This is a genomic window from Microbacterium sp. Soil_N32, assembly GCF_057655505.1.
The window spans coordinates 34,475-57,899 of the sequence record NZ_JBDGME010000015.1 but is presented as its reverse complement, the minus strand read 5'-3'; the positions used below and the strand labels follow the sequence as shown (position 1 = coordinate 57,899).

Sequence of the window (23,425 nt, the reverse complement as noted above, 5' to 3'; positions counted from 1 at the left end):
GTCTCCACCGACGCGAGCCTGACCCATCAGCGGGGCTTGCGCGCGCGGTGCAGGGCGACGATGCCGAATGACAGGTTGCGGTACGCGACGTCGGCCCAGCCCGCCTCGCGGATCCAGGCGGCGAGCCGCTTCTGGTCGGGCCAGGCGCGGATCGACTCGTTGAGGTAGTCGTAGGCTTCGCCGTTGGTGCCGGCGACACGGGCCACGCGCGGCAGCACCTGGTCGTTGTAGAACCGGTAGGCCCCCCGGAAGAGGGCTCCGGGCGGGGTCGAGAACTCGTTGATCACGAGGCGTCCGCCGGGCTTGGTCACCCGCAGCAGCTCGCGCAGCGCCTTCTTCGGGTCGTTGACGTTGCGCAGCGCGTACGACATCGTCACCGCGTCGAACTCGTCGTCGCCGAAGGGCAGGTCGGTCGCGTCGGCCTGCACGAACGAGAGGTTGCGCATCGCGCCGTGGCGGCGCTCCCCCTCGGCGAGCATCCCGGGAGAGAAGTCGGCGGCGACCACCTGGGCGCCGCTGCGGGCGAGCGATGCCGACGACGAAGCGGTGCCCGCGCCGAGGTCGAGGATGCGCTCGCCGGGCTTCGGCGCGACGGCGCGGGTCGTGGCAGCGCGCCAGAGCACGTCGTTGCCGAAGGTCATCGCCGTGTTGGTGCGGTCGTAGCCGGCGGCGACCTGGTCGAACATGCCGCTCACGCGGGCGGGGTCCTTGCCGAGGTCGGCACGGTTGGGCTCGCGGGGCTCGTTCGGGGTCACCAGATCAGTGTAGGCGGCGTGAACCCGCATCGAGCCCGAGAGCCTCGAGGCGGTCGAGCCAGGCATCCGCCGTGGCGTCGTCGAACGGCGCGACCCCGCGGCGCACCCGATCCTCGAGATCGAGCGCCAACGCCTCGAGACGCGCCATGACGTCGGACGGATACGCGTACAGCACGCTGTGCTCGGCCCACTCGTCGCGGTCGTCCACCCAGGTGCCCCGCTCGCCCTCGACGCGCACCACGTCGAGGTCCATGTCGATGCCGGTGGCGAGCAACGGGTCGTCGCTCCAGCGCACGTCCCACGCCAGGTCGATGTAGATGCGCATCCCTTTCGGATGCCGTCGGTTGACCGTGAGGGCGAAGTCGCCCTGCGGCGGCAGCAGCGTCACGTTCGGGTTGCCCGCCGGGTAGTCCCGCCCCGGACGGTGACTGCGCCATCCGGTCGGCTGCCCGATCCAGTCGCCCCACTCGTCGGCACCGAGGTAGACGCTCTCGTGCCGCCAGTGCGGCGCCCCGTTCCATTTGCGCCACTGGACGATCATCGGGGTGCCGGGCTCGGGGCGGGTGGTGCTCATCCGCTCAGCCTAGGCGCGGAGCCGCGCGCCGCACGGAGATTAGGCTGGAGCGGTGAGCAGCGCGCTGGTCGTGGAGACACGGGAGATCGAACCCCTCGAAGACATCCTGGCGTTCGCCTCGCCCTCCCGCCCCCTGGCGTGGCTGCGTCGCGGTGACGGGATCGTCGCGGTGGGCGCACCGTTGCGCGAGCTGCGTGCGAGCGCGTCGGCGGGAGCGGTCGGACCCCGCAGCGCCGCCCTCGCCACCGCCTGGCGCCGGATCTCCGAGAGCGCACGCGTCGACGACCCGATCGGACTCCCCGGCACCGGCCTCGTCGCGTTCGGCGCGCTCGCGTTCGACGAGCGGTCGGCCGCCGACAGCATCCTCGTGATCCCCTCCGAGGTGATCGGACGCCGCGGCGACCGCTTCTGGCGCACGACCATCCGGTACGCGGATGCGCCGCCCACCGCTTCCTCCCCCGTCGAGCCGTACGGCCCGCACTGGGCCGGCACGGTCGGACCCGGTGCGCAGAGCCCGCAGGGCTACCAGGACGCGGTCCGCCAGGCGCTCGGACGCATCGCCGGCGGCGAGCTGAGCAAGGTCGTGCTCGCCCGCGACCTCACCGGCAGCATCCCCGCCGGCTCCGATCTGCGTCGCCTCGTGCGGGCGCTGTCGACCGGCTATCCCGACACCTGGGCGTTCGCCGTCGACGGTCTCATCGGAGCCAGTCCCGAGACGCTGGTGACCGTGCACGAGCGCACCGTCACCGCGCGTGTGCTCGCCGGCACCACGGCCCGCGGGGCCGACGCCGACGCCGACACCCTCGCGTCGTCCGCGCTCGCCTCCAGCAGCAAGGACCTCGACGAGCACCAGTACGCCGTGCAGAGCGTGCTCGCGTCGCTCCGCCCGCACACGCGTGCCCTCGCCGCGAGCGAGCAGCCGTTCCTGCTGAAGCTGCCGAACCTGTTCCACCTCGCCACCGACGTCGAGGGCGAGCTCGCCGACGGCGGGTCGGCGCTCGACCTCGTGGGCGCCCTGCATCCGACCGCGGCCGTCGCCGGCACACCGACGACCATCGCGATCGGCGTGATCCGCGAGCTGGAGCCGTTCGACCGCGGCCGCTACGCCGGCCCGGTCGGCTGGGTGGACGCTGCGGGCAACGGCGAGTGGGCCATCGCGCTGCGGTGCGCGCAGTTCACCGCGGTTGACGACGCGATCGCGGTCACCGCGTACGCGGGCGCAGGGATCGTCGCGGGCTCCGACCCCGAATCGGAACTGCTCGAGACCCGCGTGAAGTTCCGCCCCCTGGTCGACGCCCTCGCCTGACCCGCGTGAGCTGCGACGCCGGGATCAGCTCGCGGCGAGACGCTTCTTCTCGGCCTCGACGTCGAAGTCGGCCACGGGCCACTGCGGGTCGATGTCCTGCAGCGCGGCGAGCAGCAGCTCCTGCACCGCCAGCCGCGCGAACCACTTGCGGTTCGCCGGAACGACGTGCCACGGTGCGGCGTCGGTCGACGTGCGGTCGAACACGGTCTGGTACGCGGCCATGTAGTCGTCCCAGCGCAGGCGCTCGTCGACGTCGCCCGGGTTGTACTTCCAGTGCTTGTCGGGTCGCTCGAGACGCTCCATCAGCCGGGACTTCTGTTCGTCGGGCGAAATGTGCAGCATGACCTTGACGATGCGGATGCCGGAGGCCGCAACTTCTGCCTCGAAGGCGTTGATGGCGTCGTAGCGGCGTTCGATCTCGGCTGCGTCGGCGAGCCCACGCACGCGTCCGATGAGCACGTCCTCGTAGTGCGACCGATCGAAGACGCCGATGAACCCGGGCTCGGGCAGCCGCTTCTCGATGCGCCAGAGGAAGTCGTGCGACCGCTCCTCGTCGGTCGGCGCCTTGAACGCCGCGAGGCTGATGCCCTGCGGATCGACGCCGCCGACGACGTGCCGCACGATGCCGCCCTTGCCCGCCGAGTCCATCGCCTGCAGCACGAGCAGCACCGCGTCCTTCGCGGTGCCGGTGCGGCTCTCGGCGAACAGGCGCTCCTGCAGGTCGCTCAGCGTCTGCAGCCCCTCGGCCAGGTCGCGCGCCCCGTCGGCCTTGCGTCCGTGATAACCGGGAGTGGCGTCGGGGTCGACGTCGGCGAGACGGAAGCCGTCGTCGACGCGGAGCGTCTGAGTCCAGTGGTGCGCGTCGGGCAGCTCGTGGTGCATGCGCCCATCCTGCCCGCTGCCGCGCGTCGGCGCACCCCCGCGCCGCGCGTCTGCGCACAACTGCGCCGCGCGTCTGCGCGCCGCGTGACCCAGAGGGCTCAGCGCGCCAGCGGCACCTCGATGAGCTGGCGGCCGCCGACCGGCTGCGTGAGCGCCTGATCGAGCGCCGACCGCGTGGTGACGCGCCGGTACTCCCACCCGTAGGCGAGGGCGATGTGCTCGAGCCGCACGGTGTGCGGCGTGTAGAAGGCGCGATCAAGGTCGGCGCGGGGGGCCGTTCCCGCCACCTCGAGTCCGTCGAAGATGGTGCCCCCGCCGTCGTTGCCGACGATGACCTGCAGTCGGGGTTCGGCCTCGTCCGGCGGCAGCAGGAACGCTCCGACGTCGTGCAGGAGGCTGAGGTCGCCCAGCAGCACGCGCGTGACCCCAGGGGCGCCGTCGACCTGACTCGCGAGCGCGATGCCCGTGGCGGTGGCGATCGTGCCGTCGATGCCCGCGAGCCCGCGGTTGGCGTGCACCGGCACCTTCTTGCCGGCCAGTTGCGCATCGGCGACGCGCACCAGACGCGACGACCCGAACACGAGCCGGTCGTGGGGCCAGGTCGCCCGCCACACCGCGTCGACCAGCAGCGACCGGTCGAGGGGGCGGCGCACCGCAGCCAACTCGTCGGCCACCGCATCGCGGCGGGCGGCGGCGTCGGTGGAGGTGAGGGCGTCGAGATCGGGCGCCGGTTCGGCGACGTCGACGAGCGCCGCGGCGGATGCCTCGAGCCACATGCCGAGCCACGCCCGGTCGTCGGCGCTCGGCGCGGATGCCGGGTCGACGACGACGGAGGCCGCCGCGAGGGTGCGGTGGTTGAGGTCGAGCTCTTCGCCCCCGTGCCGCACGGCGACGACCTCGACATCGGCGCGCGACAGCAGGGCGGCCACCTCGCGGCTGAGCGTCGGATGCCCGAACACCACGGCGCGCTCAACCGCCCCGCCGAGGTCGTCGCGCCGCAGGAGGGAGCGGTAGCCGTGCACGAGGCGCCGACCGTAGCGCGATCCCGACACGATCTCCGCGATGAGCGGCCAGCCGGCGGTGTGCGCGAGGTCTTCGGCGACGGCACCGGCGTCCGCCCCGGCGATGACGACCGTGCGGGGGCCGCGGGCCAGCGCGAGCGGCTCGGCGGCAACGGGCCGCGGAGCCGCCCCGGCGACGAGGGGAACCGCGCGCGCCTCCCCCGACAGCGGCTCGCGCGCGGGCAGATTCAGGTGCACGGGACCCGCGACGCCGGGCAGGCCGGTGGCCGACGGGGCACCGTGCGGAGCATCCGCCCCCATCGCCGCCGCGACCGCGCGCCGGGCGAGACCCGACCAGTCGGCGCCGTCGGCGTCGGGCACCGGGGCGTCGACCGCGTCGCGCACGAACGGGGCGAACAGCCCGGGTTGCACCGTGGCCTGGTTCGCGCCGACGCCGCGCAGCTCGGGCGGACGATCGGCGGTGAGCAGCAGCAGGGGCACCCCCGCGTGGAACGCCTCCATCGCCGCGGGGAGCAGATGCGCGGCGGCAGTGCCAGAGGTGCACACGACGGCCGCGGGGACACCGCTCTCGCGGGCGAGGCCGAGGGCGGTGAATCCGGCGACGCGCTCGTCGATGCGCACGTGCACGCGCAGGTGCCCGGCATCGGAGGCGCGCACCGCGGCGAGCGCGAGCGCCTGCGACCGCGAACCGGGCGACAGCACGAGGTCGCGCACACCGTTCGCGACGAGGTCGGCGATGAGCGATGCCGCGGCCTGCGCCGCCGGCGACGACGTCACGGCCGGGGCTCGGGCGTCGGTCCGGGGGCCGGTCCGGATGCCGGCGGGTCGTCGCTCTCGTCGTCGAGACGGGCGAGTTCCTCTTCGAGGCGGGCGATGCGCGCATCCTGCTCGGACTTGCTGATGCCCTGCAGGAACATGGGGTCGTCGTCGGGAGCGAGAGGGCGGGTGGATCCGCGGTCGTTCTTGCGCCGACGTCCGATCGCGAACCACAGGATGCCGCCGATCACCGGCAGCAGCACGACGATGGCGATCCACGCGCCCTTGGGCACACCCCGGTGCCGCGTCGGCGGCTGCACGGCGCAGTCGACGATGCTGAACACCCAGAAGACGGCGGCCAGGAAGCCTCCGACGATCAGTAGTCTCGCCACCCTTCCAGTCTAGGCGGCTGCACGCGGCGGGGGGTCGGTCGCTACAGTGAGCGCATGAGCGAGGCACGAGAGCCCTCATCGCATCCGGTGCTCGGCGTGCTGCGGCGGATGCCCGCGACACTGACCTTCGTGGCGCTGATCCTCGTGGTGGGCGTGGTGTGGCAGGGACTCTGGCGCCCGTTCGAGGACTCGGCGCTGTTCGCCGACGTGGCGTACGGCCTCCCGCAGTTCGCGGAGGGGCGATGGTGGACGCCCCTGACCGGCACCTTCTTCGTCAACCAACCGTGGGTATACCTCTTCACCCTCTCGGGCTTCTGGGGCATGGCGTACCTCGAATACCGCCGCGGATCGCTGGTCGCCGTCGCGTACTACGCGGTCGGGCAGCTGTTCGCGATCTTCGCCACCGCCCTCGTGCTTCTCGTGCTCTCGCAGTTCCCCTGGGAATGGGCGACGACGCAGGCGCAGGCGCTCGACGTCGGAGCATCCGGGGGCACGATGGCGTGCATCGCCGCCGCCGTCGGTCTCTTCCGCGCGCCGTGGCGGGTACGCGGCTGGCTGGTGCTGCTGGGGTTCGTCTTCATCGCGATGCTGTTCTGGGGCACGCTCGCCGACCTCGAACACCTGCTGGCGGTGCTGTTGATCCTGATCGTCGACCGATCGTTGCGGGTGCGCCGCACCACGGTGCGCGAGCAGCGACTGATCGCCGTGATCAGCGTGCTCGTGCTCGGCGCCGTCGAGATCATCACGGTGCTCGTGCCGACGAACGGCCCGTTCGGTCCCACCGAACCGGCGTCCGGCGGGTTCATCGACCTCGCGATCGACCTGGTGGTGATCGCGGTGCTCACCAGCGGACTGCGCCGCGGACGCCGGTGGGCCTGGATCGTCGCGCTGCTGCTGGGGGCGTTCAATGTGCTGCTCGCGGCGCTCATCGTCGCCCTCATCACGATCACCAGCCAGGCGGAGGTCGATCTGCGGTGGGACGGCGAGACCGAGCTCGCGCTCGCGAACGGCTTCCTGTGGCTGCTCGTGATGGTCTTCCTCGTGACGGTGCGGGGTGCGTTCCGGGCGCGACGCCGCTCGACTCTCGGCGCGTCGCCGGTGCCCGACGTCGACGACGTGAAGAACGCGCTGCGGGCGCACGGCGGCGGCACCCTCTCGTGGATGGCGACCTGGGAGGGCAACGCCTACGCCCGGGTCGCGGGCGGCGTGGTCGCGTACCAGCGCCGCAACGGCGTCGCACTCGCGCTGGCGGACCCGATCGGTCCGCCGGATGCTCGAGGGGAGGCCGTCGCCGACTTCATCCGCGCCGCGGAGGGGGCGGGTCTCGTCCCCTGCTTCTTCAGCGCCGACGAGGCCACCCGCGCCGCCGTGCCCGCGGGCTGGCGCAGCCTGGTCGTCGCCGACGACACCATCGTCGACCTGCCCGGGCTGGAGTTCACCGGCAAGCAGTGGGCCCCCGTCCGCACCTCGCTCAACCGCGCAGGGCGCGAGGACATGACCTTCCGTCTCACCCGCCTGAAAGACGAGCCGTGGGGCATCCGCCAGCAGCTGCGCGCGATCTCGGAGGCGTGGGTGGGCGACAAGGACCTCCCCGAGATGCGGTTCACCCTCGGCACGCTCGAGGAGGCCGCCGACCCCGAGGCGCGGGTGGCCCTGGCGGTGGCCCCGAACGGCGATGTCGACGGGTTCCTGTCCTGGCTCCCGGTGTACGGCGAGGGGGGCGCGGTGCGCGGCTGGACCCTCGACCTCATGCGCCGTCGCGAGGGCGGGTTCGGTCCCGTCATGGAGTTCCTGATCGGAGCATCCGCCCGGCAGTTCTCCGAGGAGGGCGCGGAGATCATGTCGCTCTCGGGCGCCCCCCTCGCTCACGAATACCCCCCGGATGCCGGACTCATCGCCACGCTCAGCGACCGGCTCTCGGAGGCGCTCGAGCCGGTCTACGGCTTCGCGTCGCTGCACCGCTTCAAGCAGAAGTTCCACCCCCGCTACGAGACGTTGTACCTGCTGTATCGCGACGAGAGCGACCTCGCCCGCATCGGCGGGGCACTGACCAGGGCTTTCCTCCCGGACGCCACACTGCGGCAGTTCGCCGGCGCCGGTCTGGAGCTGGTGCGGGGCGGAACGGACTGACCTCAGGCGCGGACGGCGGGTGAGGCCGGCGCGTCGACCGGCATGGCGGGTACGTCCGTCACGTCGAGCGGACCGCCCGAGGAGCCGGATGTCGTCGCCGTGTTGCGGATGTGTGCGCGGAGCACCACCACGGCCGCGAGCGCCATGATCGCGACACCCAGCCAATAGGGCGCTGCGTGGCTGACCATCGCGTAGAGGGCGGCGGCGATGAGCGGGGCGATGGTGTTCATCGCGGCGGTGAGCGACTGCGTGACCCCGCCGAGCCAGCCCTGCTCGTCGTCGCCGACGGCGTTCGACATGGCACCGTCCATCGCGGCCTGCGACGCGCCCTGTCCGGCGGCGAGCATCAGGGCGCCGACGATGAACACCCACGGCTGGGCGAACACCGAGGCCACGATCGCGAGAGCGGCGAGGCCGAGCGCTTGCGCCACGATCGCGCTCACCACGACGCCGCGCTCGCCGATCCGGGGCAGCAGGATCGCGAGCAGCACACCCTGGATGAGGATGTCGACGACGCCCACGCCCGCGGTGAGCAGACCGATCTGCGTCGGTCCCCACGTCAGGGAGTCGAGGGCGAGCACGCTGAAGTTGTTCACGAAGAAGCCGAACGGCAGGGCCATCAGGGCGAAGGCGATGAGCAGGGCGCGCAACTCGCGACGGCCGAACGCGTTGCGGAACACGGCGAACGGATGCACGTCGCGTGCGCGGATCGCGCGGATGCGGTTCTCGGGGGCGAGGCTCTCGGGCAGCAGGAACAGGCTGAGCACGGCGATGGTGAGCGCCACACCGGCGGTGAGGAACACCGGCAGCCGCAGATCGACCGCCGCGAGGACGCCGCCGAGCGCGGGGCCGACCATCATTCCGATGCCGGAGAGCGCGCCGAGCAGACCGAACCGCTGCGCCCGCTTCTCGGGCGGCGTGATGTCGGCGAGATAGGCGAAGAGAGCGGGCATGTCGCCGGCTGTGAGCCCCTGGATGACCCGCGCGAGCACGAGCACCCACAGGGCGCCTCCGATGCCGAACATCGCCATCGAGAGCGCGGCGAAGAACGCCGCACCGATGATCACGGGTCGGCGCCCGAACCGATCGGACAGGAGGCCGAGGAACGGAGCGACCAGGAACGCGCACAGGCCGTTGATCGCTTCGAGCACGCCGACCCAGATCGCGAGATCGGCCTCGTGGCTGACGTACTGCAGCACGACGAAGGGGAGGACGGGAAGGACGATCGTCATGCCGACGACGGTGAGCATCGTCAGAACGACGAGCATGATCCAGGCGCGGCGGGAGGTGCGCGCAACGGGGGAAGTAAGTGGAGTCATACCGAAAGTGTAGCGATACCAGTCTTATAGTCAATACAGTTTCGACGCGGATGCAGTTAGAGTGATGGCATGGCAGAACCCGCACCGATGGGCAGGCGCGAGCGCAAGAAGGCCGCCACCCGGAAGAACATCTCCGACGTCGCCACGCGGCTGTTCCTCGAGCGCGGCTTCGACAGCGTGAGCATCCGCGAGGTGGCGGATGCCGCCGACGTCTCCCCGACCACCGTGTTCGCGCACTTCCCCCAGAAGGAGGCGCTCGTCTTCGACGAGGACGACGAGCAGCGCGATCGACTCGTCGGGGCGGTGCGCGACCGCGCCGCGGGCACGTCGATCAATCGCGCCATCCACGACTTCTATGCGCGCGAGATCGGCACGAATCTCGATGAGCACGGCGAGGATGTCTCGCGCATGTTCCTGCGGTTCCTCAACGAGACCCCCGCGCTACGGGACTACGCGGCGAAGATGTGGCTGCGCCACGAAGACGCCCTCGCGTCGGCGATCGCCGACGAACTCGGGATGGATGCACCGACCCCCGAGGTCGCGGTTTACGCGCGCTTCGTCTTGCAACTGCAGCTGCTCGTCACCGACAGCGAGAACCAGCTGGCCACCCTCGAAGCCGGCTTCACCGTGCTCGAGCACGGCTGGGCACGCATCGAGGAGGCGTCGGCCGGTCAGGCCTGACGCCTCCTCGAAGCGGAGTGCGGATCGCCCGCGGGTCAGCTCCGGAAGAACGGGATCGCGAGCGCCGGGCGGTGCACGACCCGATCGGCGATGACGCAGCCCCGGATCAGCGTGACGAGGCAGTAGATCCCGACCGCGACCAAGGCGAGGTAGGGAGCGATGACCCACGGGGCCGGCTTCCCGTCGACCGACATCTCCGCCGTGACCACAGCGGCGGCGGTCGTGCCCGCAAGGAGCACGAACCCGTAGAGGGCGAAGCTCAGCGCCCAGTTCGCCGCCCACCGGGCGTTCTCGCGGACGATCTCGTACGGAGACCGGCGGGCGCCCGAGCGCTGAATGAGTGCGACGATCAGCGCGACGATCACGCCGGCGTATGGGATGCACACGAGGAAGAGCAGGCCCCAGAATCAATCGGCGCCCGCTCGGCGGCATGAAGCCGTATGGCCCCTGCGCCGCGGGCGCGCCGCTCGCTGGTGGGTACGCCGGAGACTGCGGAGCGGGATACCCGGCGTCCGGCGGTGCGGCATGAGCGGGAGACGTCTGCGGTACAGGTCCGGGGTGGGCCGAAGCATGGCGCGGGTCGGTCATGAGTTCCTCCTGTCGAGCCCGCTCCCCCTGAGCGAGCAGCGACAAGGGTGCCACGAACACGAACCGCCCCGGAGAGGCCTGTGGATAACTCGCCGGTCAGGCGTCGCGCGGGCGCTGACGCATCTTCTTCACGTCGGTGCGGCGGTGCTTGGCGCCCAGCCGGCGTTCCTTCGACCCGCGGCTGGGCTTCGTCGGCCGACGCGGGGCGGCGGGCGGGCGCACCGCCTCGGCGATCAGCGCCGCGAGCCGTTCGCGCGCCGCCTCGCGATTGCGCAACTGCGCGCGATGCTCGGATGCCGCGATCGTGAGCACGCCATCGACGAGCCGCCCGCCGAGCCGCGCCAGCAGACGTTCGCGCTGCACCGGTGACAGCGCGGCCGAGCGCCCGGCATCCCACACCAACTCGACGCGGGAGTCGGCGGTGTTCACACCCTGCCCGCCCGGACCCGACGAGCGTGAGAACTGCCACGAGAACTCGGCCTCGGGGATCACCAGGTTCGGCGTCACCCGCAGACCGGGGCGCGGAACGGAAGGCATGGCATCCATGATCCCGGATGCCGGACCTCGACGCGACGGCGGGAGTCGAACCCGCTGTCCGAGGGGTCTGCTAGTCTCGCGGTGCCGGTGAAAAGAGGTCCAGGGGATCTCTTCCCTTCAAGGGATAGCCGGCACATCTTTTGGAGCCGCGCCCCAGGGCATGAAGGTCGTCGCCAGCGTCGGAGCGACCGATTCGCGAAACCAGGCTCCGCCTTTCCCGACGAGCTCACGGTGCACACCCCAGAGCGCATAATCGGCGACCTGCAGGCCCCATGAGGTCGGCGCGTCCCAGACGCAGAGCGTGATTCGCCGATCGATCCCTTCACAGACCTCTCGAACGGCGTTATAGGCCCGGGTCGCACGTTCCTTGGTCCCGAAGCTCCCTGTCACGATCACGAGAGTGTCTCGCGCCGTCGAGACCCGCGTCACCACCTCCTTGATGTGGAGGTACCACGCCAGTTTGTACAGGTACATCTGCCCCCTCGCCTTCACCGTTTCATCGGCGTTCGGCTTGTAGAGGAAGGTCGTATCGATTCGAGGGGCCAACTCCTTCACTACCGCGAACATCTCGTTGCGCGTGGCGACGCGATCATTCTTCGCGTGGAAGCCGCTCGGGAGGTGCAGCCCCTTCCCGGCGAGTCGCGTCCGCAGAGCATGCCCCTTCCACAGCGCATCCCCGTGTTCGTCTGTGAATACTGCGGTGCCGAAACCGAAGTATCCGGATTCGGTCGGGGACGTCGGAGCGTTGTAGTCGAGGTTGCCGGTCTCGTCGGCATAGAGATAGATCACCGCCACCCGCGGAGCATATGACCAGCCTCCGACGCTACGGCGGGATGCCGACCCTCGACGCGACGGCGGGAGTCGAACCCGCAACACCGTCAGGTATGAGCTGAGGCCCGGGACCACCCGGATCGCCGCGATGGCCCCGACGTTACCGGCCGATGGGCCGCGCGGCCTGGACATTCCGCGAGATGACCGTGTGCGTCGGTGTGTGACGGGAGCCGGCCGCGCGACGAAGGCAAGCGTCACCCGCCGTCGCCGTCACCCCTCACCGCCGGATCGAGTCCTTCAGCGGGCTCGGTTCGAGCGTGTAGTCGGTGGAGGCATCCATCCATGTGCGCCCGGGGCCCGACGCTCGGCCGCGCCGCACCGCCGCGAGCGCACGGGTGGCGGGCGCGCCCAGCGCCAGGGCGACCGCGCCGCCGAACGTGCGGTCCTCCCGACCGAGCACGCTCGCACGATGCCACACCGCGTGCAGCATCCCGCCGCGCGCCGCCGGCACCCGCCGCGCGGGCAACCCACCGGCGCGGCGCAGGGCGACGAGTTCCTCGACGCGGTCCCACCACGTCGACTCCCGCGTCGGGTGGAAGTAGTTGTCGCGCAGCCAGTCCGGATGCGGTTGCCGGAAGCGCCCGCCGACGACCTCGCGGCCGCCGCCCAGCAGGCCGCTCCCCACGAACACGGTGTTGAGCAGCGACTTGCGCACCCCGTACGAGTCGAGTGCGATCACCGGAACGCCGAGCGCGAGCGCTTCGATCGCGGCGGTCGAGCTCACCGTCACGAGACCGGCGGCGGTCTCGAGCGCCTCGGCCATCGACGTGTACGAGAACACGAGGTTCTCGGGACGCCGCCCGGCGAAGAGCCCGGTGTAGGAGTCGTGTTCGAGGTGGGTCTCGGCCTCCCCCGGGCGCGACCGCAGCTTCACCACGATGCGCCGCTGCGGGTCGACCTCGGCCGCGCGCACGAGCATCTCGGCGATCTTCTGCCGCTCGCTCCGCTCGACGGGCACCAGGGCCTGCGCCGCGAACACGATGTCCGTCGCAGCGCGACGCCGCGCGGAGGGTGCGTGCTCCGCGGAGTCGCGAGGACGCTCGACGACACCGGCACCGACCGTGGCCCCCGCCGTCGCACCTCCCCCGCCACCGGCGAACGACAGCGCCCGCACACGGTCGTGATCGGTCGCGAGCATCCGCTCCCGTCCCCGGGCGAAGGGCAGCGTCGCGAGCGCGGTCGGCACGTGCACGCCGGTGTGGCGACCCAGCTCGGCGAACGCCCGCTCCTCGCGGTGCGAGTGCACGACGAGGAGGTCGGTGTGACGGCGGTACTCCAGGGCACCCCGCTGGGCGGGGATCGCCATGCCCGGCAGCCCCGACACCGTCACCGGACGCTCGGGCAGCGCGTCGATCACGCGGCCCATCAGCCGCACGAACGGCCCGCGCCCGGCGAGCACGACCACATCGGGTCGCTCGCGCGCGAGCCACTGCTCAGCATCGCGGAACTCGACCCGCACGACATCCTCGGGGCGGATGCCCGTGCCGGCGAGCGCCGTGCGCTCCTGGGCCGCGCTCACGGTGAGCGGCGTCGTCACCAGCAGCAGACGCGGCCGGATGCCCGCGACCGACGCGAGCAGCGATGCCGACCACTTCACGAACGAATCGGCGTCGGCGATCGCCACGACCCGGAGCCCCGGCTCGACGGCCGGGAGCCGCATGCTCATGCGGGCACGCGGCGGAGCTTGGCCATGGGGGCGAGCTCGCTGTCGAACACGCGCTTGACACCGTCGCCCAGCGCCTTCTCGATCACGCGGATGTCGCGCACCAGGTGCTCCAGTCCGGTGGGCTCGAGAGAGGCCGCGTGGTCGGATCCCCACATGGTGCGGTCGAGGGTGATGTGGCGCTCGACCGCGACGGCGCCGATCGCGACGGCGGCCAGCGAAATCTGCAGGCCGCGCTCGTGGCCCGAGTATCCGACGGGGATGCCGGCGTAGCGGTCGCGCAGCGTAGCGATGGCCCGCAGGTTCGCCTCCTCGGGCTCGAGGGGGTAGGTCGAGGTCGCGTGCATCAGCACGACGCGGTCGGTGCCGAGGGTGTCGAGTGCGCGGTCGATCTGCTCGATCGTCGACATCCCGGTCGAGAGGATGACGGGCTTGCCGGTCTCGCGCAGCGCGACCAGCAGCTCCGTGTCGGTGAGGCTGGCGGAGGCGACCTTGTGCGCCACGACGTTCAGGTCTTCGAGGAACACCACGCTCGGCACGTCCCAGGGCGAGGCGAACCAGTCGAGGCCGAGCATCGTGGCGTGGTCGCCGATCTCGATGTACTCGTCGCGCCCGAACTCCACGCGGCGGCGGTAGTCGAGGTAGCTCATGGTTCCCCAGGGCGTCTCGCGCGGCACGTCGCGCATGTGCGCGGGGGTGGAGATCTCGGGCGTGCGCTTCTGGAACTTGACGGCATCCGCTCCCGCCTTCGCCGCCACGTCGATGAGGCGCTTGGCGATGTCGACGTCCCCATTGTGGTTCAGGCCGATCTCGGCGATGACGTACGCGGGGCGACCGCCCCCGATCACGCGCGATCCGATGCTGACAGTCATGATTCCTCCGGTCGTCGAGCGGTGCGGAACACCCCGCCCCTCCTGGCTACGCCGCGAGGGTGAACGACCGTCGACGCCGGGGTTACCGGAACGCGGTCAACGCGACAACACCCGCTCCACGAGCTCGCGCACGGCGCCGTTCCCGCCGGTGCGCGACAGCACCACCCGCGCGGCGGAGCGCACGTCGGGGTGCGCGTTCGCGACGGCCACGGGCCAGCCGACGATGCGCATCGCGGGGAGGTCGTTGACGTCGTTGCCGAGGTAGGCGATCTCGGCGAGCGGGATGCCCTCGCCCGCCGCCCACTCGCGCAGCGCCCGCTCCTTGTCGTCGATGCCGTGCAGCACGGGCACTCGCAACTTCTCGGCTCGCGCGCGCACCACCGGGTTCACCTCGGTCGACAGGATGAGCAGGGGCACGCCGGCCCGTCGCAGCAGCGCGACGCCCATCCCGTCCTCCCGGCTCACCCGCACCCGCTCCCCGCCGTCGGCGTCGATGATCGCCGTGTCGTCGGTGTGCACCCCGTCGAAATCGGTGACCACGGCGCGCACGTCGATCGGCTCCGGCACGTCGTGCACGGCGGCGAGCGCCTGCGCGACCCGCAACTGATGCTCGTCGTCGATCTCGATCGCCGTCCACTCGGGAACCTCGGCGATCGCGATGCGGCCGAAGAAGCGGTGGCGGCTGCGGCGGAAGGCATCGGCACGGAACACGTAGAACGCGCCGGTCTCGAGGTGGTGCGGGGTGCGGTCCTGCCGCCGCGGTCGGAGCGCGGCGTCGTGGTTCAACGCGACGGCGCCCCCGTCGGCCGCGCGCTCCCAGAGGAAGCCGTAGGTCTCGTGAGCCGCGAACACGCTGTCGGCCTCGTCGGCGCCGACGCGGGCCACGGCCGCGGCGAGCGCGTCGGAGGGCAGGAAGGGCGAGGTGGCCTGCAGGAAGGCGACGATGTCGATCCGCTCCCCCGCAGCGTCGAGCTCGTCGAGCGCATGCAGGATCGCGCTCTCGGAGGAGGCGGTGTCACCCGAGAGCGCGGCGGGCCGCCGCACGACGCGCGCGCCCGCCGCGGCGCTGACCGATGCGATCTCGTCGTCGTCGGTGGAGACGACGATCAGCGGGATGCCCGCGGTGCGCGCGGCGCGGATGGCCCGCACCACGAGCGGCATGCCCCCGACGCGGCGGAGGTTCTTGCGCGGCACCCCCTTCGAACCGCCGCGGGCCGGGATGATCGCCGCCACCCGTTCGCCGCGCGCTTCCGCCGTGGCCGCCGCCTCTGTGGCCGCCTCGGTCGCCGCCGTGGTCGCCGCCCGTCCGGCTGCGACCTCCGCGACCCCGGCCCGCGTCGTCTTGTCGTCCGTCATCTCATCGTCCTCGCATCACTCGCCACACGCGCCCCGCGCGTCGTCGGGCCCCCGCCGCGGTCAGCCGCAACTGCTCCACGCGGCCCGTGCCCCCGGTCGATCGCAGCATCCGCCGCATCGGCCCCTCGACCGGCGCGCCGGGCAATGCCAGGTCGCGCAGTCGTTCGATCGAGAAGTAGCGCTCGCGTTCCTCCGCGGGCAGCGCCGCGAGCAGCGCCGACGCCCGTGCGCGCAGGTGACCGGCGAGGCGCGGCTGCATCGCGTAACCGACCGCGTCGACCAGTGCCGCGAGACGATCGGGCTCCGCATACGGCGACGACTCGCGGGTGAGCGCGTCGACGAGGGTGAGCGGCAGGCGGTTGCTGTTCTCGAACGGGGTGAGCCGCTGCAGCAGCGTCGCCGTGCCGACGGAGGCGATCGGGATGCCGTGCACGGCTCGCACCGTCGGCAGCGCCGTCGAGAACGCCGCGACCACCCCGCGTGCGCCGAGCCGGTGGGCGAGCACCTCGGCGGCGAGCGCGCCGCGGTATTCGGCGAACTCCGCACCGCCGGCGAGTGCGCGCTCGCGCACCGCCTCGGTGTGCAGCGGCGGGGCCGCCGGATGGGGCTTGAACACGATGCGGTCGGGGCGCCACGCGAGGGCCCGGTCGACGAGCTGCCGCTGCAGGCCGATCTCCTCGCGCGCCGACACCAGTCCGAGGGCGGAGAGGTACTGACCGAGCACGAGCACGGTGGAGGTGCCGTCGTCGAGCGGGCGTCCGGCGTCGTCGAGCACGGAATCGCCGTCGTCGGTCTCGGCGAGTACGCGTCCGAACTCCTCCGCCGTGACCGGCACGACGGCCGCGGTCGGCGACGCGACGAGCGGCGCGACTCCCGGCACGACGTCGGCGTGCACGACGCGCACGATGCGCGCGGCGACGGTGTGCGGCAGGGCCACGCGCATCGGTGCGTACGTCATCAGCCCGTCGCCGATGATCGTGATGCGCGCCGAGGGGAAGAGCGACATGAGCGTGCGGGCCGGCGCGACCTGCGGGCTCTGCACGCACAGCTCGATGTCGCCGTCGAGGTGCCACGCGCGCCGGAACAGCCGCTCGAGCAACGGCAGGTCGACGGCATCCGGCTCCCACCCGCCCGGATGCAGCGGACCCAGCAGCGCCTCGAGCTCGTCGACCCGGTCGAATCGTGCACGGAGCGGCTCGAGCGCGGCATCCGCGCCGATCCCGACGACGGTCTCGGGCACCCGCGACGACACGACCGGCACCAGGAGCCGATCGGCGCTCGCCCCCGAGTCGCCGTCGCCGAGCAGTCCCTCGTCGATCGCGGCCGCGGCGGTCGCGAGGCCGTACGCGCTGTGCAGCACGAAGATCTGCGTCATGCGCCGCGCCCCGCCTCGCGCAGCACGCCGGCGAGCACCCGGCGCCGCGAGCCCTCGGTCGACGCGATCGCCCGGCGCACCTCGCCCGGAGGCAGGCGCCGCAGCAGGCCGACGATAGCCGCACGCATCTCGCCCCGCAGCGCACGCGGCATGCGCCGCGCCCGCACGAGATGGCGACTGCTGAGCGCGAGCGCGGTCGTGACGGCCTTCGGCAGAAACCGGTCGGCCTCGCGGTCGCGCGAGACGACATCGATGACAGCGGCCATCGCCCGGGCGAAGTCGAGCTGCCGCCGATCGCGCACCTGCGTGAGCGAGGTCGAGACACCGCGGCGGTACAGCAGCGCCGGAGCGTCGACCACGGCGAAGCTCGACGCGCCGAGGTGCAGCCGCCAGATCCACGGGCGGTCCTCGGCGGTGTGCAGCCCCTCGTCGAACGAAACGAGCCCGGTGTCGAGCATGCGCCGATGGAAGATGCCCGCCCAGGCGAACGGGTAGTCGACCATGGTCGTCTCCCCCTCCGGCAGGATGGCGTCGCGCGGCGACACCCTCGCCTCGCGCCACGGGTGGGGCGCCCGCACCAGCATCCGCTCGGCATCGCGCACCGTCACGTGATCGGTGCGCAGGAAGTCGGCGGCCAGTTCGTCGAGACGGCGGGCCAGCACGGCGAGGCGCTGCGGCTGCATCCAGTCGTCGCCGTCCACGAAGCAGAACGCCCCGCCCTCGACATGCGCGAGGCCCTGGTTGCGCGCGCTCGCCAGCCCCCGCGCGTGCGGGTTGGTCAGCACCTCGGCGTGCGGGAAGCGCTCGGCGTAGCGCCGCATGATGGCGCCCGTGTCGTCGCTGGACCCGTCGTCGATCGCGACGAGCTTCAGCGCGGCCGGGTCGTCGAACTGACGGGTCAGCGTCTCGAGCGTCGTCGCGAGGAAGGCGCCGGCGTCCTTCGCGGGGACGATGGCGGTGACGAGGGGGCTGCGCACGGATCTCCCGGGGTGGTCGGTCGCCGCATCGTCTCAGCCGTGCGTTGCCGGTCGGCGACGCGGCGGTGAACGCGGGGTGTCCTGAGCCATGAGCGGCGCGGCATGTGACGATGGACGGATGCGATGGACGGGAACGAGAGGGCGGCGGATGCTGCGCCGCACCGGCGAGACCCGCGATCTGCGCTGGTGGACCGCGCGGGCCTGGACGAACCGCTGGTACCCGCAGGGCATCGACGTCGGAGTGCTGCGCGGCCGCCGCGCCCTCGCCGTCAGCTGGTTCCGGCAGCAGCGCGACGGGACCCATCTCGGGTCGCGCGTGGTGTTCATCGATCAGGAGCGCGCCCGGCACATCGACGTGCATCTCGCGATCCGCGGCGACGACGGCGCTCTACGGCCCGCACCGATCCACGCCGGAGGCCTCGCCTGGGTGGGCGACCGACTGTTCGTCGCCGCCACCCGCGACGGCATCTGGGAGTTCGACCTGGCGGGACTGCATCGGGTGCGTCGCGGGTTCCTGCGACGGTCGCGCCTCGTGGCGGTGCGCTCGCACGTGCATCCGGTCGACCTGCGCTGCTCGTTCCTCGGTCGTACCTTCCACGACGACGGCACTCCGACCGGACGCGTGCTCATCGGCGAGTACCGCCGCGACGACGAGGGCCGCATCGGCGAGTTCGCCATCCCCGACGGCGCCGAGACGGGCTTCGCGCCCCACGGCGACGTGAAACCGGGCATCCCGCGCATGCAGGGTGTCGTGCGCTGGGGCGACCGCACTCTCGTCTCGCAGTCGTCGCTGATGAAGCCCGGAACGCTGTGGACCGGCCGCGGCGACGCCCTCGAACCGCACGCGCAGCACCTGCCCCCTGGGTGCGAGGACCTCGCCCTCGACCCCGAGGAGCGCATGCTGTGGACACTCGGCGAGCATCCGTTCCACCGCGTCGTGCGGGGCATCCCCTTCGCCCGCATCGGGCTGTGAGGCCCCGCATAGACAGCGGCTCGTAGAATCGGAGGGTGAAGCCCGCGCCTTTCTTCGTCTACTCCGTGCTGCGGTTGCTCGCGTTCCTCGTGCCGCTCGCGATCCTCTGGGTGTTCTTCCCGATCTTCCGGGAGTTCTGGTGGCTCGCGGCGATCTTCGCCGCCCTCATCGGCACGAGCATCTCGATGCTGTTCCTGCGGCGACCGCTCAGCGAGGCGTCGGCGGCACTGGCCGAACGCCGCGCCGCGCGCTCTCCTCGCCAGGACGACGCCGCCGCCGAGGACGCGGCGGTCGAGGATGCCGAGGGCGACGACCGCCGGAGCTGACGGCCGCAGCTGACCGCCGAGGACGACGACCGCCGGAGCTGACTGCCGCAGCTGATCGCGGTGCGGAGCCTCAGCCCACGAACGCCCAGAACAGGGCGCCGGCGTACAGCAGCGACGTGAGCGACGTGAGCGCGAGCGCCACGACGAGCTCCTTCGGCTGGCGGTAGGTCCACACGATGAGAATTGCCGGGAGACCGGCGAGGAGCGCCAGCAGCGACAGCCAGGCGATGGGGAACAGCAGGGCGAGAACCGCGGCGATGCCGAACGGCACCAGCACGAAGAGCGTGAAGAGGATCTGCGTGGCCCGGCGCCCGATGAGCACCGTCAGCGTGCGCTTGCCCACACGGCGGTCCTGGTCGACGTCGCGCAGGTTGTTGGCGAGCAGCACCGCGCAGGCGAACAGACCGGCCGCGATCGCGCCGAGCCAGGCCTGCTGCGGCAGGGCGAAGATCTGCACCCACGTCGTACCGAGGGTGGCGACGAGGCCGAAGAACACGAACACGAACACCTCGCCGAGGCCCGCGTAGCCGTACGGGCGCTTGCCGCCGGTGTAGAACCAGGCGGCGACGATGCAGGCGGCGCCGACCGCGAGCATCCACCACTGCTGCGTGCGCACCACGATCGCGAGGCCCGCGAGGCCCGCGAGGGCGAAGAACGACAGCCCGACGATCAGCACCGTTCGGGCCTTCACCCGTCCGGAGGCGGTGAGGCGGGCGGGCCCGACGCGCACGGCATCGGTACCGCGCACCCCGTCGCTGTAGTCGTTGGTGAAGTTCACCCCGATCTGCAGCAGCACGGCCACGGCGAGGCAGAACAGCGCGATCACCCAGTGGAACTCGGGGCCGGTGCTGCGCGCGGCTCCGGTGCCTATGAGCACGGGCGCGATCGCGAGCGGCAGGGTGCGCAGACGGGCGGCGCCGATCCAGTCGCCCAGGGTCACGGGCTTCGTCTCGACCACGGATCCGCGGTTCGGACCGCTCGCCCGTCGGGCCGGATTGCCGCTCACGCCGGGTGCGGACTTCTTGCGCTTCGAGGATGCTGCCACGCAGGGAATCCTAGTCGTGCCGCCGATGCGGCCCGGCGTCAGGCGTTCGGGTTCGAGTCCTTGCCGTCGAGCCAGAGCGTGTCGCTCTTGTCGCCGTGCGCCCCGCCCTTCCCCACATGCTTCGGGTCGATCTTCGGCCCCTTGAGGATGACGTGCACCATCGCCTGCGCGTGCCCGTGGCCCAGCCCGTACTCCTGCTTCAACCAGTTCAGCACCGGGGTGGCCTTGGTCATCTCGTCGAAGCCCTGCTGCGCCGCGAGCTCGATGAACTGCCGGGGCGTGAGCCCGGTCTGCGCCTCGATCTTGTCGAGATAGACCTGGAACGACATGGCAGAACTCTAGTGCGCGGGTGCGGCGTCGGGAAGGACGGGGCGGTTCTCGTAGTAGGTCTGCAGCACGACCGTGGTGCGGGTGTTCACGGACGCCGCGGCCCGGATGTCGCGCACGAGGTCTTCGAGCGCCCGCGGCGACGCGACGCGCACGAAGAGCATGTAACTGGCGTCGCCCGCGATCGAGTGGCACGCCTCGATCGCACTGAGGTGCTGCAGCTGCTCGGGCGCGATGTCGGGCTGGGCGGGGTCGAGCGGGGTGATCTCGATGAACGCCGACAGCGGCGTGCCCACCTGCTCGGGATCGAGGAGGGCGCGGTAGCCCGTCACCACGCCGCGCGTCTCGAGCTTGCGCAGCCGCGACTGCACGGCCGAGACCGACAGACCGACGGCATCCGACAGGTGGGCGAGCGTGGCGCGCCCGTCTCGGGTGATCTCGGCAAGGATCTGGCGGTCGACAGCGTCATCCATACGTGTAAGAATATCGTTTGCTTTCCGTATTGACAGGAAAGTTTCCGGCAATTTCCTCGATAGGAGGTCCCGATGTCCATCATTTCCGCCCACAGCTCTGCAGCTTCGGCCATCGTCGGCGAACCCGAGGTCGTCGAGGACGCCGCCACCGCCGAGACCTCCGCCGCCTGGGCGCAGCTCAAGGAGGCCGCCACCGCGATCCGCGAATTCCAGATCAAGGACGGCTCGATCCCGGACGCCGCACACCACGCCACGGCGCGCGACCTCGTCGCGGCGATCACCGCCGGCATCCGCGCGCTCGCCCCCGCCTTCCCGCACGACGCGGAGTACCTCGCCGCCTCGGTCGTCGACTTCGACCGCTGGGCCGCGGAGGGCTTCGGCGTGCCCGACTTCCTCGACTCGCTCGTCGCCTTCCAGCCGCAGGAGCACCGCGTCGACGGCATCCGTCACCTCGTCGTGTTCCCCATGTACACGCAGAACGGGTCGAGCGACCGCCTCGTCGAGGCGCTCATCGTCGAGACGATCTGGCCCGAGTTCATCGGCGCCCTCGAGGCCGGCGACTACGGCAACAAGCTCTTCGTCTCGCTGCGCCTGGTCGACTTCACGCCCGGCTACGACACCAACTCGGCCGTGCTGTTCCCCGAGACCGTCGCGATGCGCGAGATCCCCTCGTTCACGTGGGGCGCGATTTTCCAGGACCGCGAGGCCGCCCGCTACCGCCGTGTCACGCGCGCCGCCGCCGAGATCACCAAGCTCGAGCTGCCCGCGCGCGCCGCCGAGATGCTCGACGACCAGGCGCTCACTGAGCGCGCGTTCGTGATGTGGGACATCATCCACGACCGCACGCACATGCGCGGCGACCTGCCGTTCGACCCGTTCATGATCAAGCAGCGGATGCCGTTCTTCCTCTACTCGCTCGAAGAGCTGCGCTGCGACCTCACCGCGTTCCGCGAGTCGGTCAAGATCCAGCGTGGTCTCACCTCGCGCGTCGAGGCCGGTGAGGAGCTGCTCGAGACCGAGCAGGACATGCTCGCCCACGCGCCGCTCGTGCAGTACGCCGTGATCTTCGACCGCATCTTCCGCTTCGCCATCACAGGGTCGCGCGTGCGCAACTACGACGGCCTCGGCGGTCAGCTGCTGTTCGCCTGGCTGCACCAGCGCGGCGTGCTGCACTGGACCGACACCGCCCTCGCCTTCGACTGGGACGCGGTGCCCGACGCCGTGGTCGCGCTCGGCGATGCGATCGACGACCTGTACTGGCGTTCGATCGACCGCCCGAAGACGGCGCACTGGCTCGCCGCGTACGACCTCGTGCGTTCGGTGCTCACCCCGCACCCGGCCTCGCAGTGGGCCCGCGGGCTGTCCGACGAGATCCTCGCCGGGGCGCCGAAGGGCTACACCGACGCCGTGCTCGACGACGAGTTCCCGCTGTCGATGTTCTTCGAGGCGCTCGACAAGAAGATGAAGACCGTCATCGAGTCGACCGTCGGCATCCGCGGCACCGACGACTGAGCAGAGCGCGTCGCACTCCCGCGGCCGGACCGACCGGGCGGACGCCCGCTGATCCGGCGGCGGGAGCGACGGCACGCCACGAGAGGTGAGTATGAAGACGGTCGTTCTCGCGGGCGCCTCCAGCGCGGCGGGCCTGGTGGTGGCCCGCGCCCTGCTCTCGGCGGGGTGGCGGGTCGTCGCGACCGGCCGCTCGGCGGAGCGCCTGGCCGCGCTGGCCGATGCCGGGGCGCGGATCGAGGTCGCAGATGCGACGTCGTTGTCCGACATGACGGCGCTCGCGGCCCGGCTCGACGATGCCGGCGTGGGGGTGGATGCTGTCGTGCCGCTGGTCGGGGGCTGGCGCGGGGGCGGAGGGCTCGGGGGGCAGTCCGACGAGGACTTCCACGCCCTCCTCCCCGCGTTGGAGGCGGTGCGGGCGACGAGTCGGGCGTTCGACGGGGCCCTGCGTGCGGCGGATGCCGGACGCTTCGCGATCGTGTCATCGACCGCGGTCGGCCGTCCGCTCGCCGGAGGGGCGAACTATGCAGCGGTGAAGGCGGCGAGCGAGGCGTGGACGCGCGCGGTCGCGCAGGGGTGGGCGAAGGCCGCGCGAGAGGCCGGGGAGCCGCTGCGTGCCGCATCCGTCGTCTTCCGCGCGAAGGCGCTCGACCCCGATGCGCTCGCCATGCGCCTACTGACCCTGTGGGACGACGAGGCCTCTGACCTCGGCGCAGCGTCGCTGAACGACCGCGTCATCGCCTTGGACTGACCGCG

General features: G+C 71.8%; 24 protein-coding genes and 1 pseudogene. 7 read left to right on the top strand and 18 right to left on the bottom strand.

Annotation, left to right across the window (positions count from 1 at the left end):
- Window positions 1-26: 26 nt before the first annotated feature.
- Both AC3A3J_RS03705 and AC3A3J_RS03700 read right to left on the bottom strand, forming a co-directional pair.
- Window positions 27-785, bottom strand: a complete 759-nt coding sequence (locus AC3A3J_RS03705) for a class I SAM-dependent methyltransferase (RefSeq protein ID WP_487671008.1) — start codon at window positions 783-785, stop codon at window positions 27-29.
- Complete coding sequence (locus AC3A3J_RS03700; RefSeq protein WP_487671007.1) at window positions 760-1,329, bottom strand: DUF402 domain-containing protein; 570 nt, start codon at window positions 1,327-1,329, stop codon at window positions 760-762. Before AC3A3J_RS03700 ends, AC3A3J_RS03705 begins: the two co-directional genes overlap by 26 nt.
- 52 nt (window positions 1,330-1,381) lie before the next feature.
- Between AC3A3J_RS03700 and AC3A3J_RS03695 the strand changes: the two genes are divergently transcribed.
- Window positions 1,382-2,635, top strand: coding sequence for an isochorismate synthase (locus tag AC3A3J_RS03695; protein WP_487671006.1), 1,254 nt, complete (start codon window positions 1,382-1,384; stop codon window positions 2,633-2,635).
- Between the two features lie 24 nt (window positions 2,636-2,659).
- Here AC3A3J_RS03695 and AC3A3J_RS03690 read toward each other — a convergent pair whose 3' ends face one another.
- From AC3A3J_RS03690 to AC3A3J_RS03680, 3 genes are all read right to left on the bottom strand, one after another.
- Entirely contained in the window at window positions 2,660-3,517 is an 858-nt protein-coding gene (locus AC3A3J_RS03690) for a polyphosphate kinase 2 family protein (RefSeq protein ID WP_487671005.1), read from the bottom strand.
- 98 nt (window positions 3,518-3,615) lie between these two features.
- Window positions 3,616-5,316 carry a 2-succinyl-5-enolpyruvyl-6-hydroxy-3-cyclohexene-1-carboxylic-acid synthase gene (gene menD / locus AC3A3J_RS03685; protein ID WP_487671004.1) on the bottom strand — a complete coding sequence of 567 codons (1,701 nt, stop codon included), beginning with the start codon at window positions 5,314-5,316 and terminating at the stop codon, window positions 3,616-3,618.
- Window positions 5,313-5,687 carry a PLD nuclease N-terminal domain-containing protein gene (locus tag AC3A3J_RS03680; protein ID WP_487671003.1) on the bottom strand — a complete coding sequence of 125 codons (375 nt, stop codon included), beginning with the start codon at window positions 5,685-5,687 and terminating at the stop codon, window positions 5,313-5,315. The genes menD and AC3A3J_RS03680 overlap by 4 nt, the downstream gene beginning before the upstream one ends.
- A gap of 54 nt (window positions 5,688-5,741) precedes the next feature.
- Between AC3A3J_RS03680 and AC3A3J_RS03675 the strand changes: the two genes are divergently transcribed.
- On the top strand, window positions 5,742-7,817 hold the full coding sequence (locus AC3A3J_RS03675; RefSeq protein ID WP_487671002.1) for a bifunctional lysylphosphatidylglycerol flippase/synthetase MprF: 2,076 nt from the start codon (window positions 5,742-5,744) through the stop codon (window positions 7,815-7,817).
- A gap of 2 nt (window positions 7,818-7,819) precedes the next feature.
- Here AC3A3J_RS03675 and AC3A3J_RS03670 read toward each other — a convergent pair whose 3' ends face one another.
- Window positions 7,820-9,136, bottom strand: coding sequence for an MFS transporter (locus AC3A3J_RS03670; protein WP_487671001.1), 1,317 nt, complete (start codon window positions 9,134-9,136; stop codon window positions 7,820-7,822).
- A 69-nt stretch (window positions 9,137-9,205) separates the two neighbouring features.
- Between AC3A3J_RS03670 and AC3A3J_RS03665 the strand changes: the two genes are divergently transcribed.
- Complete coding sequence (locus AC3A3J_RS03665; RefSeq protein ID WP_487671000.1) at window positions 9,206-9,817, top strand: TetR/AcrR family transcriptional regulator; 612 nt, start codon at window positions 9,206-9,208, stop codon at window positions 9,815-9,817.
- Between the two features lie 35 nt (window positions 9,818-9,852).
- Here the strand turns inward: AC3A3J_RS03665 and AC3A3J_RS03660 are convergent, their stop codons facing one another.
- The 9 genes and pseudogenes from AC3A3J_RS03660 to AC3A3J_RS03620 all read right to left on the bottom strand — a co-directional run bounded on the left by AC3A3J_RS03660 (window position 9,853) and on the right by AC3A3J_RS03620 (window position 18,016).
- Entirely contained in the window at window positions 9,853-10,203 is a 351-nt protein-coding gene (locus AC3A3J_RS03660; protein ID WP_487670999.1) for a magnetosome magnetite crystal formation protein family, read from the bottom strand.
- A gap of 298 nt (window positions 10,204-10,501) precedes the next feature.
- Entirely contained in the window at window positions 10,502-10,942 is a 441-nt protein-coding gene (gene arfB / locus AC3A3J_RS03655; RefSeq protein ID WP_487670998.1) for an alternative ribosome rescue aminoacyl-tRNA hydrolase ArfB, read from the bottom strand.
- Window positions 10,943-11,059: 117 nt separating this feature from the next.
- Window positions 11,060-11,737, bottom strand: coding sequence for a DUF3800 domain-containing protein (locus AC3A3J_RS03650; RefSeq protein WP_487670997.1), 678 nt, complete (start codon window positions 11,735-11,737; stop codon window positions 11,060-11,062).
- 51 nt (window positions 11,738-11,788) lie between these two features.
- A pseudogene (locus AC3A3J_RS03645) lies at window positions 11,789-11,861 on the bottom strand.
- Window positions 11,862-11,990: 129 nt separating this feature from the next.
- Window positions 11,991-13,439: a DUF6716 putative glycosyltransferase gene (locus AC3A3J_RS03640; protein WP_487670996.1), complete on the bottom strand. Its 1,449-nt coding sequence runs from the start codon at window positions 13,437-13,439 to the stop codon at window positions 11,991-11,993.
- Window positions 13,436-14,308 (bottom strand): N-acetylneuraminate synthase family protein, encoded by an 873-nt coding sequence (locus AC3A3J_RS03635; protein ID WP_487670995.1) that lies wholly within the window; start codon window positions 14,306-14,308, stop codon window positions 13,436-13,438. The genes AC3A3J_RS03640 and AC3A3J_RS03635 overlap by 4 nt, the downstream gene beginning before the upstream one ends.
- A 96-nt stretch (window positions 14,309-14,404) precedes the next feature.
- Window positions 14,405-15,664, bottom strand: a complete 1,260-nt coding sequence (locus AC3A3J_RS03630; RefSeq protein WP_487670994.1) for a cytidylyltransferase domain-containing protein — start codon at window positions 15,662-15,664, stop codon at window positions 14,405-14,407.
- A gap of 1 nt (window position 15,665) precedes the next feature.
- On the bottom strand, window positions 15,666-17,039 hold the full coding sequence (locus AC3A3J_RS03625; RefSeq protein WP_487670993.1) for a polysialyltransferase family glycosyltransferase: 1,374 nt from the start codon (window positions 17,037-17,039) through the stop codon (window positions 15,666-15,668).
- The gene (locus AC3A3J_RS03620) at window positions 17,036-18,016 is read right to left on the bottom strand and encodes a glycosyltransferase family 2 protein (RefSeq protein ID WP_487670992.1); all 981 of its coding nucleotides are present in this window, start codon (window positions 18,014-18,016) and stop codon (window positions 17,036-17,038) included. Before AC3A3J_RS03620 ends, AC3A3J_RS03625 begins: the two co-directional genes overlap by 4 nt.
- 148 nt (window positions 18,017-18,164) lie before the next feature.
- On the opposite strand from AC3A3J_RS03620, the gene AC3A3J_RS03615 reads away from it, so the two are divergent.
- Complete coding sequence (locus tag AC3A3J_RS03615) at window positions 18,165-18,989, top strand: hypothetical protein (protein WP_487670991.1); 825 nt, start codon at window positions 18,165-18,167, stop codon at window positions 18,987-18,989.
- Window positions 18,990-19,024: 35 nt separating this feature from the next.
- Entirely contained in the window at window positions 19,025-19,315 is a 291-nt protein-coding gene (locus AC3A3J_RS03610; RefSeq protein ID WP_487670990.1) for a DUF4229 domain-containing protein, read from the top strand.
- Between the two features lie 70 nt (window positions 19,316-19,385).
- Here AC3A3J_RS03610 and AC3A3J_RS03605 read toward each other — a convergent pair whose 3' ends face one another.
- Genes AC3A3J_RS03605 through AC3A3J_RS03595 form a run of 3 tightly spaced genes read right to left on the bottom strand, consistent with a single transcriptional unit; the run spans window position 19,386 to window position 21,160 of the window.
- Window positions 19,386-20,360, bottom strand: a complete 975-nt coding sequence (locus AC3A3J_RS03605; RefSeq protein ID WP_487670989.1) for a 1,4-dihydroxy-2-naphthoate polyprenyltransferase — start codon at window positions 20,358-20,360, stop codon at window positions 19,386-19,388.
- Between the two features lie 38 nt (window positions 20,361-20,398).
- Entirely contained in the window at window positions 20,399-20,689 is a 291-nt protein-coding gene (locus AC3A3J_RS03600; protein WP_487670988.1) for a DUF4287 domain-containing protein, read from the bottom strand.
- A 9-nt stretch (window positions 20,690-20,698) separates the two neighbouring features.
- The gene (locus tag AC3A3J_RS03595; RefSeq protein ID WP_487670987.1) at window positions 20,699-21,160 is read right to left on the bottom strand and encodes an Lrp/AsnC family transcriptional regulator; all 462 of its coding nucleotides are present in this window, start codon (window positions 21,158-21,160) and stop codon (window positions 20,699-20,701) included.
- A 72-nt stretch (window positions 21,161-21,232) separates the two neighbouring features.
- Here AC3A3J_RS03595 and AC3A3J_RS03590 point away from each other — a divergent pair, with 72 nt between their 5' ends.
- Window positions 21,233-22,672 (top strand): DUF6421 family protein, encoded by a 1,440-nt coding sequence (locus AC3A3J_RS03590; RefSeq protein WP_487670986.1) that lies wholly within the window; start codon window positions 21,233-21,235, stop codon window positions 22,670-22,672.
- 91 nt (window positions 22,673-22,763) lie between these two features.
- Window positions 22,764-23,420 carry an SDR family NAD(P)-dependent oxidoreductase gene (locus tag AC3A3J_RS03585; RefSeq protein WP_487670985.1) on the top strand — a complete coding sequence of 219 codons (657 nt, stop codon included), beginning with the start codon at window positions 22,764-22,766 and terminating at the stop codon, window positions 23,418-23,420.
- Window positions 23,421-23,425 lie beyond the last annotated feature (5 nt).

What these genes read in the sequence shown, in the direction of transcription:
- AC3A3J_RS03590 (WP_487670986.1), top strand. Translation starts at nt 21,233, where the DNA reads ATGTCCATCATTTCCGCCCACAGCTCTGCAGCTTCGGCCATCGTCGGC.
- AC3A3J_RS03600 (WP_487670988.1), bottom strand. Translation starts at nt 20,689, where the DNA reads ATGTCGTTCCAGGTCTATCTCGACAAGATCGAGGCGCAGACCGGGCTC.
- AC3A3J_RS03585 (WP_487670985.1), top strand. Translation starts at nt 22,764, where the DNA reads ATGAAGACGGTCGTTCTCGCGGGCGCCTCCAGCGCGGCGGGCCTGGTG.
- AC3A3J_RS03665 (WP_487671000.1), top strand. Translation starts at nt 9,206, where the DNA reads ATGGCAGAACCCGCACCGATGGGCAGGCGCGAGCGCAAGAAGGCCGCC.
- AC3A3J_RS03635 (WP_487670995.1), bottom strand. Translation starts at nt 14,308, where the DNA reads ATGACTGTCAGCATCGGATCGCGCGTGATCGGGGGCGGTCGCCCCGCG.
- AC3A3J_RS03700 (WP_487671007.1), bottom strand. Translation starts at nt 1,329, where the DNA reads ATGAGCACCACCCGCCCCGAGCCCGGCACCCCGATGATCGTCCAGTGG.
- AC3A3J_RS03640 (WP_487670996.1), bottom strand. Translation starts at nt 13,439, where the DNA reads ATGAGCATGCGGCTCCCGGCCGTCGAGCCGGGGCTCCGGGTCGTGGCG.
- AC3A3J_RS03705 (WP_487671008.1), bottom strand. Translation starts at nt 785, where the DNA reads ATGCGGGTTCACGCCGCCTACACTGATCTGGTGACCCCGAACGAGCCC.
- AC3A3J_RS03625 (WP_487670993.1), bottom strand. Translation starts at nt 17,039, where the DNA reads ATGACGCAGATCTTCGTGCTGCACAGCGCGTACGGCCTCGCGACCGCC.
- arfB (WP_487670998.1), bottom strand. Translation starts at nt 10,942, where the DNA reads ATGCCTTCCGTTCCGCGCCCCGGTCTGCGGGTGACGCCGAACCTGGTG.
- AC3A3J_RS03615 (WP_487670991.1), top strand. Translation starts at nt 18,165, where the DNA reads ATGCTGCGCCGCACCGGCGAGACCCGCGATCTGCGCTGGTGGACCGCG.
- AC3A3J_RS03670 (WP_487671001.1), bottom strand. Translation starts at nt 9,136, where the DNA reads ATGACTCCACTTACTTCCCCCGTTGCGCGCACCTCCCGCCGCGCCTGG.
- AC3A3J_RS03690 (WP_487671005.1), bottom strand. Translation starts at nt 3,517, where the DNA reads ATGCACCACGAGCTGCCCGACGCGCACCACTGGACTCAGACGCTCCGC.
- AC3A3J_RS03595 (WP_487670987.1), bottom strand. Translation starts at nt 21,160, where the DNA reads ATGGATGACGCTGTCGACCGCCAGATCCTTGCCGAGATCACCCGAGAC.
- AC3A3J_RS03675 (WP_487671002.1), top strand. Translation starts at nt 5,742, where the DNA reads ATGAGCGAGGCACGAGAGCCCTCATCGCATCCGGTGCTCGGCGTGCTG.
- AC3A3J_RS03630 (WP_487670994.1), bottom strand. Translation starts at nt 15,664, where the DNA reads ATGACGGACGACAAGACGACGCGGGCCGGGGTCGCGGAGGTCGCAGCC.